Source organism: Celeribacter arenosi, from assembly GCF_039539485.1.
Lineage (GTDB): Bacteria > Pseudomonadota > Alphaproteobacteria > Rhodobacterales > Rhodobacteraceae > Celeribacter > Celeribacter arenosi.
Genome location: NZ_BAABDF010000001.1, coordinates 111,783 through 121,849, shown reverse-complemented (window position 1 = coordinate 121,849; position 10,067 = coordinate 111,783). Strand labels below are relative to the sequence as shown.

Here is a 10,067-nt window from a genome sequence, read left to right as displayed (position 1 = left end):
AAAAGCACGCGCGCGACATATTCCAACACCAGATCCCCCGCCGCATGGCCGTAGGTGTCATTGACGCTTTTGAAGTAATCCAGATCGAGATGCATCAACGCAAACGACGTCTTCTGATGGATCATCCGCGACACCACCTGATCCATCGCACGCCGGTTCTTCAATCCGGTCAACGTATCGGTAAAGGCCTGCTCTTCCGCCGCAACCTTGGCCCCCTGCAAACGCTGGTTGAGCTGTTTGGTCTCCTCCATCACCGCCGCGTTGGATTCCACCAGGTACAATAGCTCGATCGCCAGATCGGTATGGGCAAAATCACCCGCCGTCAGACGATAATCCGACACCGCCGAGACCAGAGAAATCCCGAACGACAGGTTCATCAACGTCTCCCCCGTCCCCGCAATCTCGACCGCAACCCCTTTGAATGGCGTCGCAACACCGCCGCGAAAACTAACGTAGAGCTTGGTCCCCGTGATCACCGCACCATCGCCGGCCCCGCGCCCGTTATCGATAATGCTAAAGACCTCGTTCACCGGCCTGCCAACAATGCCGTCCTTCTCGCGCAGCTTCAAAAGCGTCGGCCCGACCCGCCGGATCAACCCGGCGGAATCAATCACCAAATGCATCGGCATCAACACATCCAGTGCAGCCGTATCAATCGCGCGCGGCTCTATCTTTAGACCGGAAGCCAGGGGGAAATTCATTGCACAACCCCCGCCGACAAATCGAAATGGCGCCCCTCCGCAAAGGCGGACTCCAGAATGTTGACAATGATCACTTCATCCCCCGAATCCGTCCATCCCTGATGGTCGAGCAGCACAAGAGTGCCATAGTCATCCGCCATCGCGCGGATCACGCCCAACATCGCATAGCCAAATCCCGGCAAAGAAATCGAAACGGTCAACTCATAGGTCCCGTTGTCGCTCTGCCCCACTGTCATCTTGGGCATCTCGAGCTCGGGCAACGCCAATCTCGCGCGCCCCTCCAGCTCGTTCAGTGAATAAAGGAATTCGGTAAAATTCTCGCCCCCGAAACGCAACAACCGGCGGATCGCCTCGACGTTCGGGTGAGACACCATATAGGTGCCAATATCTTCGAGGATGGACTCAACCGGCTTATCCAACCGGCGCGCAGATGACGCCAGCACATCCAAGGTCATTTGATTGGGATAGCTCAGCATCGCTTCAAAATTCTCAAAGCCGAGCCCCGCACCCTGTCCAATATCATGCCAGACCTGCGGACCATAGGTATCTCGCAGAAAGCATTGGATAGCGCGGTTAATCATTCCGTGCATAGCAGGCACGCCCTTTCACTCGTCCACGTGAAACGTTTACGCGCGCTCAGTTAAAAATTTGACAACGCCGAATGACAACGCCGAATGACACCGGCGAAACGGCCACCCCCGACGCCCCCTAGGCCACCCCGAGCAGCCCCGCCAAACCGTGGATATCGTCCAGAACGACATCGGCATAGGGCGCCAGATCCGCGCGCCCCGCAACGCCTGTCAGAACCGCCACCGTGCGCATCCCCGCCGCGCGCCCCGCGTCCAGATCATGGGTGCTATCGCCCACCATCACGCAGGCCCGCGGATCCACCCCCAATGCGCGCGCCGCCGCCAGACAGCCCTCGGGCGCAGGCTTTCCCCCCCACCCGCTATCATAGCCGATGATCACATCGAAAACCGCCTCCAACCCCTGATCGGCAATCTGGCGGCGCGCTTCATCCTCGCCGTCATTGGTCACCACAGCGAACCGCACCCCCCGCGCAGCAAGCCGCGCCAGCAACCCCGCCAGATCCCCCACAACCACCGGCACCAAAGCCCCCATCGCCGCGCGGCTGATCGCCCGTATCTGCGCCTCGCTCAAATGCGGCACCACAGAGCGGATCAACGCCACCTGCTCGCCCGCCGTCCCCGCGATCACCGGACTGTCGGGCAGAAAGGCGACCGCGCCGTAATCAAACCCCATGACCCCACAAAGCGCGGCCCGCACCTGCGCGTCGCCATCGGCAAACTGGTCGATCAGATCGCGCACCCACGCCGCCCATGTCTTTTGAAAATCGAAAAGCGTGCCGTCCTTGTCGAACAGAATGGCCTCAACCGGCGTGCTCATGTCCAATTGATCTGCGCCCCACCCGGAAGGGCCGCGCGCGCCCGCATCGGCGCGTCCTGCGTTAACCCTGTTTCCTGCGCACAGGCCATCACCCACGCATCATCCATTGTCACAAAATCGAGAACAGCACTCAGCACCTCTGTATCCCCCGCACGCGACATCAACTCCGCACCCGAAATACCTGAAGACCCTAGAAAAACCGGAAAAAGCTCTTCATTCGCGGCCAACCAGGCGAGCACTTTCAACCCGACAGTTTCGGCAGAATCCTGCTGCATTTCTTTGGTTCTCCCCATGGCACGAAACACTTTCTTAACCATTGCCACCCTAAACCTCCAAGGACAAGCGACCGGTGCATTAACACCTGTCACCCATCCGACAGGATCAGGATCGAACAAGGAGCCATGTGCGCAGAAATGGCGGGCAGCATACTCATAGCGGACAAAGTCCCCACCAACAGAATCATTCTGAAGGTCAAACTGTCCTCCGCCTATTATAGCGTGCTGCAATGCGACACCGGTGCGCGCACCCTCGAAATCGCGCGCCGCGAACGCCCCAACCTCATCCTGATGGACCTCGACCTCGGCGACATGACCGCGTTCGAGACCTGTCGCGCCCTCAAAGATGACCCCCAAACCGCCCATATCCCCGTCGCGATCATCACGCTTCAGGGCGATACAGAGGCCAAAATCGCCGCCCTCAAAGCGGGCGCGGACGAATTCCTCACCAAACCGCTCGACGAGCTGACCCTGACCGCGCGGGTGCGCGCCCTGATGCGCGCCTCGGCCACATCGGACGAATTGCGCCGCCGTCAGGAAACCGCCACCGCCCTCGGCTTTGCCGAAGCGCCCGCCCTCTTCGAGGCCTGCGGTAAAATCGCCCTCGTCGGCTCCACCATCGAAGAGGCGCGTAGCTGGCGCGCGGGCCTCAAAGGTCTCGTGGGCCATGAAATCATCGTCCAACCCGCCCAGACATTGCTGGAGGCGATCTCGCAGGACCAGATCGCCGACCTCTACGTCATCTCGGCGAGCCATAACGCCACCTCCGACGGCCTGCGCCGCGTCGCCGACCTGCGTTCGCGCGCCGGCACCCGCCATGCGGGCATCGTCGTGGTCCATGACGCCAATGAACGCAGAGAGGCGCATATGGCGCTCGATCTGGGCGCCAACGACATCATCACCCGCGGCTCGGATCCCGAAGAACTCGCCCTGCGCCTGCGCACCCAGATGCGGCGCAAACAGGAGGCCGATCGCCTGCGCGACACGATGGAGGTGGGCCTGAAACTCGCCGCCATCGATAGCCTCACAGGCCTCTACAACCGCCGCTATGCCCTGCCCCACGTTGAAAAAATCGCCGCCGAGGCGACCACGAACAACACCCCCTTCGCGCTGATGCTGATCGACATCGACCGGTTCAAAGCCGTCAACGACACCTACGGCCACGCCACCGGCGACGCGGTGCTCGTGACCGTGGCCAAACGCCTGCGCGCCAACCTGCGGGGCATGGATCTGATCGCACGTTTCGGGGGGGAGGAATTTCTGGTCTGCCTGCCCGCCACCTCACTGGTGGAGGCCCGCGCCTGCGCCGAACGCCTGCGCGAAGCGATTTGTGACGAAGTGGCCGCCGAGGCCCCGAACGGCGACCCGATCTGCGTCTCCGTCTCTATCGGAATGACCATGGGCGGCGGCGTGGACGGCGCACCCGTGGCCCCGCTCGACGCGCTCATCGATATCGCCGACCGCGCGCTCTATGACTCAAAGGCCGAGGGGCGAAACCTCGTCACGCTGGGCTCACACGCGGCCTGAAACCACGCACCAATCGCCTCAGTCGCGGCGCGTCCCGTCACCACGGTCGCCTTTGTCACCGCGCGGCGGACGGGTCAAAATCTTGTCGAGCCGGTCGGCATATTCCAACCGCTCATCGCTCTCCATCTGCGCCAATTGCGCCACCAAGAGCCGCGTGCCAATGCGCTGACCCTCGGCCAACCGCTCCTGCTGGGACAACAAAAGCGCCTCCACCCGCGCCGCATCGAACGGCTCCTGGCGAAGCGCCACCATCAACTCTTCGAACTGACCCTGCGCACGGGCCCGCGCCTCACGCGCACCGCCCGCCTCACGGAAAAATTCGCGCCCCAAAGCACGCCGGTCCTCGCCCTCCATCGCACCGACATAGGGCCCAAACCCCACATCGCGCACCTGAAGAGAGCGCGAGCGATCAACCCACGAATCCGCACGCAGCGCCACACCCGCAACCAACCCCACCACCGCGAGGTTCGCCGCCAGTGACACCACCAGAACGACGCGGGCCCAATGGAACCGCGCCTTTGGTTTTTGACCGTCCGATTGGCTCATCGCTTATCCTTCCGTCCCCAGATCGTAGAAACTCGGCATCAGATCGTCGAGCGCATAACTCGCACTCTCGACACCCGTCGCCTGCGCACTCGTGCCCAAAGCCACACCGCTGATCGCCGCCGGCGCACTCAGCCCGATGGCCAATCCCGTCACGCCCGCCGTGGCCAGACCGGCCATGCTTGGCCAGCCGCCAACAGAGCGCACCATCGCGCGCAACCATCCGCCACGCGCAACTTCAACGACGGGCGTGCGCGCCGCAATCTCGGCCTCCGCATCCGCCACGATCCGCGCCATCAACGCAATATCCGCCGCACTATCGGCCCCATGCGCCCCGTCACGCGCCTGCGCAAAGAGGTCGTCGAGCATCATGTCATCACGATCTGTCATCTTCGAACCCCAATTCATCCTTCTGGCCACTCAAAGCAGCCGCCAAACTCCGCTTTCCGCGCGCCGTCAAACTTTCGACCGCTTCCACGCTTATGTCGAGAACCTCGGCAATCTGCGGATTGCTCAACCCCTCGATGTGGCGCAAAACCACCGCTTCACGCTGCCGGTCCGGCAAAGTCGCCAAAGCCGCATCCAACGCCGCCATCCGCGCCGCCTGCATCAGAACCGCATCCTGACTGGGCCGCCCGTCTTCCGGCTCGGGGATCTCGTCGATGCCCTTGCCGCGCTTCTTGCGCAACCGGTCGGTGCACAGGTTGGTCACCACGCGATAGAGCCACGTCGTCACCTTCGCCTCGCCCTGACGCCACTCCGGCGCGATCCGCCACAGGCGCACCATCGCCTCCTGTGCCACATCCTCGGCCTCGGCGCGATCACGCAACAGGCGTGTCGCATAACCCAGAACCTTCGGCGTCAAACGGACCGTCAAAGCCCGCGCCGCCGACGCATCGCCATTGCCAAAAGCAACGAGCAACGCTTCGTCCGAAGTATCCAAAAGGGCGTCGTAGGGCATGTCCATCACCGGCAATGACTATCCCGAGGCGTCCAGAGCGTCCATCCTGTCCGGGCGGGAATTTTTCCCCGCCCGTCCAATGCACGTGGCCTCACTTAGTTGTGACGGCGACCTTCGCCGCGCTCACCACGTTCACCGCGCTCACCACGGTCACCACGGTCACCACGGTCACGCATGCCTTTGCCGGCATCTGCCATCTCGTCTTCGGAAACGGCGCCGTCGCCATCACGGTCCAACCGCTCGAACATCGACTTCGGCTGCGGCGTGGCCGCCAATTCCTCTGCCGAGAGAACGCCATCGCCATCGGTGTCACGGGCTTCGATCATCTTGGTGGCCCGCTCCTGCGCGCGCGTCGAACGCTGGCTGTCACGATGGGCGATCAACTCTTCGGCCGAAACCGTGCCGTTGCCATCGGTGTCGATCAGGGCAAACTGTGCCGCCTTATAGGCGTCGAGTTCTTCCACCGTCACCTTGCCGTCGCTGTCGGTATCGACTGCGGCGAAATCAAAACCGGAGGGACCAAAACGGCCGCCACGGTCATCATTCATCCCGCGACCCGCCGCAGCAGCGCCCATGGCGCCACCCAGAACAGCCACAAGAATGAGAGAAGTTACAACTGTAGTACGTTTCATGTTATTTTCCTTTTAAACAGTAACTTGCGACGCGCCGTTTTGTCGTGCCTGTCGCGTCTTCGATACTGTACAAACGCACCAGCCCGCGCTTTCCGTCGCAAATAATTTCACCGCCCGTAAAACGCAGGATCAATCGCAGGATCAAACACAGGCCAAAACGCGCGCCCCCATCCCCCTCGCGACAACGCGCCGCAAAGACAGAGCGCCCCATAGCTGATAGAAAAAACGATCTACCCCAAAACCCTATCCAACAGGCCCGTGCAAATGACCGAAGTTCCCTACCCGACCCATAGCGAGGATGGCGCACGCGAACTGACCCCCGCACTCCTGCGCGGCTGGCAACGCCGCTGCCCGTGCTGCGGCGGCGGACCCCTTCTCAAAGGCTATCTGAAGGTGCGTGATGAATGTGTCGTCTGTGGCGAAAACCTGAGCCACCACCGCGCCGATGACGGCCCCGCCTATCTCACGATCCTGATCGTGGGCCATATTGTGGTGATGACGCTGGGGTGGGCCTTTGTGACCTTCCGCCCCGACCCTCTGGTCCTCGTGACGGTCTTTGTGACGGCGACCGTGGCGCTCTCGCTCTACCTGCTGCCCCGCCTCAAAGGCGCGATCGTGGCCTTCCAATGGGCCAAACGCATGGGCGGTTTCGGCGACGAGAACGCCTGAGGCGACACGCTAACGACCCTCACGACTCCTCTTTGCCGTTGCGCCCCCGCCGCGTATCCGGATGCAGCGCCGTGCCCAGAATATGCTCGGACTTATGCACCACATGGGCCGCATTCCCCACGATCAACGGGTCGGGCGCGCGCGCAATTTCGAGATCCTTGTCGGGGTAGTCGATGGTCGACAGGAAATGGCGCATACAGTTGATCCGCGCGCGTTTCTTGTCATTGGATTTGATGATCGTCCACGGCGCATCGGCCGTATCGGTGTAGAAAAACATCGCCTCCTTGGCCTCGGTATAATCATCCCACTTGCCCAAAGACGCCTTGTCGATGGGGGATAGTTTCCACTGCTTGAGGGGGTCTGTCTCGCGCGCGGCAAACCGGCGCTGCTGTTCGCTCTGCGTCACCGAGAACCAGTATTTGTAGAGCCGCAGCCCCGAACGCACCAACATCCGCTCCAACTCCGGCGTCTGGCGCATGAATTCGAGATAGTCATTGGGCGTGCAAAACCCCATCACCCGCTCCACACCGGCGCGATTGTACCACGACCGGTCATAGAGCACGATTTCCCCGTTGGTGGGCAAATGCTCCAGATAGCGCTGGAAAAACCACTGCCCGCGCTCCTCGTCGCTCGGCTTGTTCAACGCCACCACACGGGCATGGCGCGGGTTGAGATGCTCCATGAACCGCTTGATCGTGCCGCCCTTACCGGCCGCATCGCGCCCCTCGAAGAGCAACACGAACTTCTCGCCCCTCTCCTTCGCCCAGAGCTGCACCTTCAACATCTCGGCCTGCAACTTGACCTTCTCGGCCTCGTATTCCGACCGGCTCATCTTGCGCCGGTAGGGATAGCGCCCGCTCTCGAACGCACTGCGGATCGCATCCGGCGTCACCTTGGGAAAGGCCTTCTGAGGGGTGATCTGTCGCACAGGCGCGCCGCCCGTCACCGTCTCTTCGATGGGCGCGGTCTCGACACCTTCGGGCGTTTTACCATTGGGGGGCATGTCATTCATCGGCAAATCTCCGGCTGTTTTCGCATCATCTGCACAAACCTCTACACCGATACCCTCCCACAGACCTTGATCCAGACCAAGCTCGCCCCCGATCCGCCCTCAACACCTTGCGCCATCCCCGCCCCGATGGTCTAATCCTAGGCCAAATCGACAGTCATAAGAATCGAGCGCAGCCCCATGGCCAACGACCTCCTCGCCGGCAACGACATCACCTACGACGCCTCCTCCATCGAAGTCCTCGAAGGACTCGAACCGGTACGCAAACGCCCCGGCATGTATATCGGCGGCACGGATGAACGCGCGCTCCACCACCTCGTCGCCGAAATCCTCGACAACTCCATGGACGAAGCCGTCGCAGGCCACGCCAACCGCATCGAACTGACGCTGCACGCCGACTTCTCGGTCACCGTCACCGACAACGGCCGCGGCATCCCCATCGACCCGCACCCCAAATTCCCCGACAAATCCGCCCTCGAAGTCATCCTGTGCACCCTGCACGCGGGCGGCAAATTCTCCGGCGACGCCTATGAAACCTCCGGCGGCCTCCACGGCGTCGGCTCCTCGGTCGTCAACGCCCTCTCGGACTCCTTGATCGTCCAGGTCGCCAAAAACAAAGAACTCTTCGAACAACGCTTCGCGCGCGGCATCCCCCTCGGTGGGGTCGAAAAAATCGGCGCCGCCCCCAACCGGCGCGGCACCACCGTGACCTTCCACGCCGACGAAGAAATCTTCGGCAAACACCGCTTCAAACCCAAACGCCTCTTCACGCTCGCCCGCTCCAAAGCCTACCTGTTCTCGGGCGTCGAACTGCGCTGGAAATCGGAAATCGACGACGGCGAAACCCCCACAGAGGCCACCTTCCACTTCCCCGGCGGCCTCGCCGACTACCTCAGCGAAACACTGGGCGCCTCCACAACCTACGCCGACCGCCCCTTCGCAGGCACCGTCTCCTTCGCCGAACGCTTCAACGTGCCCGGCAAAGTCGAATGGGCGATCAACTGGACGCCCGCGCGCGACGGCTTCATCCAATCCTACTGTAACACCGTCCCCACCCCCGAAGGCGGCACCCACGAAGCCGGATTCTGGGCCGCCGTCCTCAAAGGCATCCGCGCCTACGGCGAACTCACCGCCAATAGAAAAGCCAAAGACATCACCCGCGAAGACCTCCTCACCGGCGGCTGCGCGCTCGTCTCCTGCTTCATCCGCGACCCCGAATTCGTCGGCCAGACCAAAGACCGCCTCGCCACCGCAGAGGCCGCCCGCCTCGTAGAGGGCGCCGTGCGCGACCACTTCGACAACTGGCTCGCCGCCGACACCAAATCCGCCGGCGCCATCCTCGACTTCCTCGTCCTGCGCGCCGAAGAACGCCTGCGTCGCCGTCAGGAAAAAGAAACCCAACGCAAATCGGCCACCAAAAAACTCCGCCTGCCCGGAAAACTCACCGATTGCACATCCAAAGACCGCTCCGGCACCGAACTCTTCATCGTCGAGGGTGACTCCGCAGGCGGCTCCGCCAAAGGCGCGCGCAAACGCGAAACCCAAGCGCTCCTGCCCCTCAAAGGCAAAATCCTCAACGTCCTCGGCGCCGCCTCGGGCAAACTCAACTCGAACCAGGAAATCTCCGACCTCTGCGAAGCCCTCGGCGTCTCCATGGGCACGCGCTTTAATGTCGAAGACCTGCGCTACGACAAAATCATCATCATGACCGACGCAGACGTCGACGGCGCCCACATCGCCGCCCTCCTGATGACCTTCTTCTTCACCCAGATGCGCCCCCTCATCGACCAAGGCCACCTCTACCTCGCCTGCCCCCCCCTCTACCGCCTGAGCCAAGGCGCCAAACGCCTCTACGTCGCCGATGACGCCGAAAAAGACGAATGGATGGCCAAAGGACTCGGCGGAAAAGGCAAAATCGACGTCCAGCGTTTCAAAGGCCTCGGCGAAATGGACGCCAAAGACCTCAAAGAAACCACCATGGACCCCAAAACCCGCAAACTCATCCGCGTCACCATAGACGAAGACGAACCCGGCGAAACCGGCGACCTTGTGGAGCGCCTAATGGGCAAAAAACCGGAATTACGGTTTCAATACATCCAAGAAAACGCGCGTTTTGTTGAGGAGTTGGATGTTTAAGGCCTCGGCGCACAAATACACCTTGGTAGCCACCCACCCTTTCACTCGAAAACTATCTTAGATTAGAAAACCGCCAAACTGAGTGATTAAGTTCTCATATTCCTAGTCTCAGGAACGCAAAAAGCCTTCCGAAGAGCATTCACTGTGAAATTTCTCTAGACATGCCGCGTGAATAGCAGGTTTGATTGCATAAAGCCGCATGCAGTC

General features: G+C 61.7%; 12 protein-coding genes. 3 read left to right on the top strand and 9 right to left on the bottom strand.

What is annotated here, in order from left to right:
• From ABD815_RS00665 to ABD815_RS00650, 4 genes are all read right to left on the bottom strand, one after another.
• Positions 1-701 (bottom strand): GGDEF domain-containing protein (locus ABD815_RS00665; protein WP_344842063.1); only part of this gene is annotated, 701 nt, incomplete at its 3' end.
• The gene (locus ABD815_RS00660; protein ID WP_344842060.1) at positions 698-1,291 is read right to left on the bottom strand and encodes a heme NO-binding domain-containing protein; all 594 of its coding nucleotides are present in this window, start codon (positions 1,289-1,291) and stop codon (positions 698-700) included. The genes ABD815_RS00660 and ABD815_RS00665, both read right to left, overlap by 4 nt.
• A 118-nt stretch (positions 1,292-1,409) precedes the next feature.
• The gene (locus ABD815_RS00655; RefSeq protein WP_344842057.1) at positions 1,410-2,108 is read right to left on the bottom strand and encodes an HAD family hydrolase; all 699 of its coding nucleotides are present in this window, start codon (positions 2,106-2,108) and stop codon (positions 1,410-1,412) included.
• Positions 2,105-2,383, bottom strand: a complete 279-nt coding sequence (locus ABD815_RS00650; protein ID WP_344842055.1) for a DUF3572 domain-containing protein — start codon at positions 2,381-2,383, stop codon at positions 2,105-2,107. Before ABD815_RS00650 ends, ABD815_RS00655 begins: the two co-directional genes overlap by 4 nt.
• Before the next feature lie 138 nt (positions 2,384-2,521).
• On the opposite strand from ABD815_RS00650, the gene ABD815_RS00645 reads away from it, so the two are divergent.
• On the top strand, positions 2,522-3,910 hold the full coding sequence (locus ABD815_RS00645) for a diguanylate cyclase (RefSeq protein ID WP_344842052.1): 1,389 nt from the start codon (positions 2,522-2,524) through the stop codon (positions 3,908-3,910).
• Positions 3,911-3,928: 18 nt separating this feature from the next.
• On the opposite strand, the gene ABD815_RS00640 is transcribed toward ABD815_RS00645, so the two are convergent.
• From ABD815_RS00640 to ABD815_RS00625, 4 genes are all read right to left on the bottom strand, one after another.
• A complete protein-coding gene (locus ABD815_RS00640; protein ID WP_344842049.1) occupies positions 3,929-4,456 on the bottom strand; it encodes a periplasmic heavy metal sensor in 528 nt (175 codons plus the stop codon).
• Positions 4,457-4,459: 3 nt separating this feature from the next.
• The gene (locus ABD815_RS00635; protein ID WP_344842046.1) at positions 4,460-4,843 is read right to left on the bottom strand and encodes a hypothetical protein; all 384 of its coding nucleotides are present in this window, start codon (positions 4,841-4,843) and stop codon (positions 4,460-4,462) included.
• Positions 4,830-5,420: an RNA polymerase sigma factor gene (locus ABD815_RS00630; RefSeq protein ID WP_344842043.1), complete on the bottom strand. Its 591-nt coding sequence runs from the start codon at positions 5,418-5,420 to the stop codon at positions 4,830-4,832. Before ABD815_RS00630 ends, ABD815_RS00635 begins: the two co-directional genes overlap by 14 nt.
• A gap of 89 nt (positions 5,421-5,509) precedes the next feature.
• Positions 5,510-6,046 (bottom strand): EF-hand domain-containing protein, encoded by a 537-nt coding sequence (locus ABD815_RS00625; RefSeq protein ID WP_344842040.1) that lies wholly within the window; start codon positions 6,044-6,046, stop codon positions 5,510-5,512.
• A gap of 264 nt (positions 6,047-6,310) precedes the next feature.
• On the opposite strand from ABD815_RS00625, the gene ABD815_RS00620 reads away from it, so the two are divergent.
• The gene (locus ABD815_RS00620) at positions 6,311-6,715 is read left to right on the top strand and encodes a DUF983 domain-containing protein (protein WP_344842037.1); all 405 of its coding nucleotides are present in this window, start codon (positions 6,311-6,313) and stop codon (positions 6,713-6,715) included.
• A gap of 19 nt (positions 6,716-6,734) precedes the next feature.
• On the opposite strand, the gene ppk2 is transcribed toward ABD815_RS00620, so the two are convergent.
• Positions 6,735-7,727, bottom strand: a complete 993-nt coding sequence (gene ppk2 / locus ABD815_RS00615) for a polyphosphate kinase 2 (RefSeq protein ID WP_344842034.1) — start codon at positions 7,725-7,727, stop codon at positions 6,735-6,737.
• A gap of 177 nt (positions 7,728-7,904) precedes the next feature.
• Between ppk2 and parE the strand changes: the two genes are divergently transcribed.
• The gene (parE, locus tag ABD815_RS00610; protein ID WP_344842031.1) at positions 7,905-9,860 is read left to right on the top strand and encodes a DNA topoisomerase IV subunit B; all 1,956 of its coding nucleotides are present in this window, start codon (positions 7,905-7,907) and stop codon (positions 9,858-9,860) included.
• The last annotated feature ends 207 nt before the right edge of the window (positions 9,861-10,067 follow it).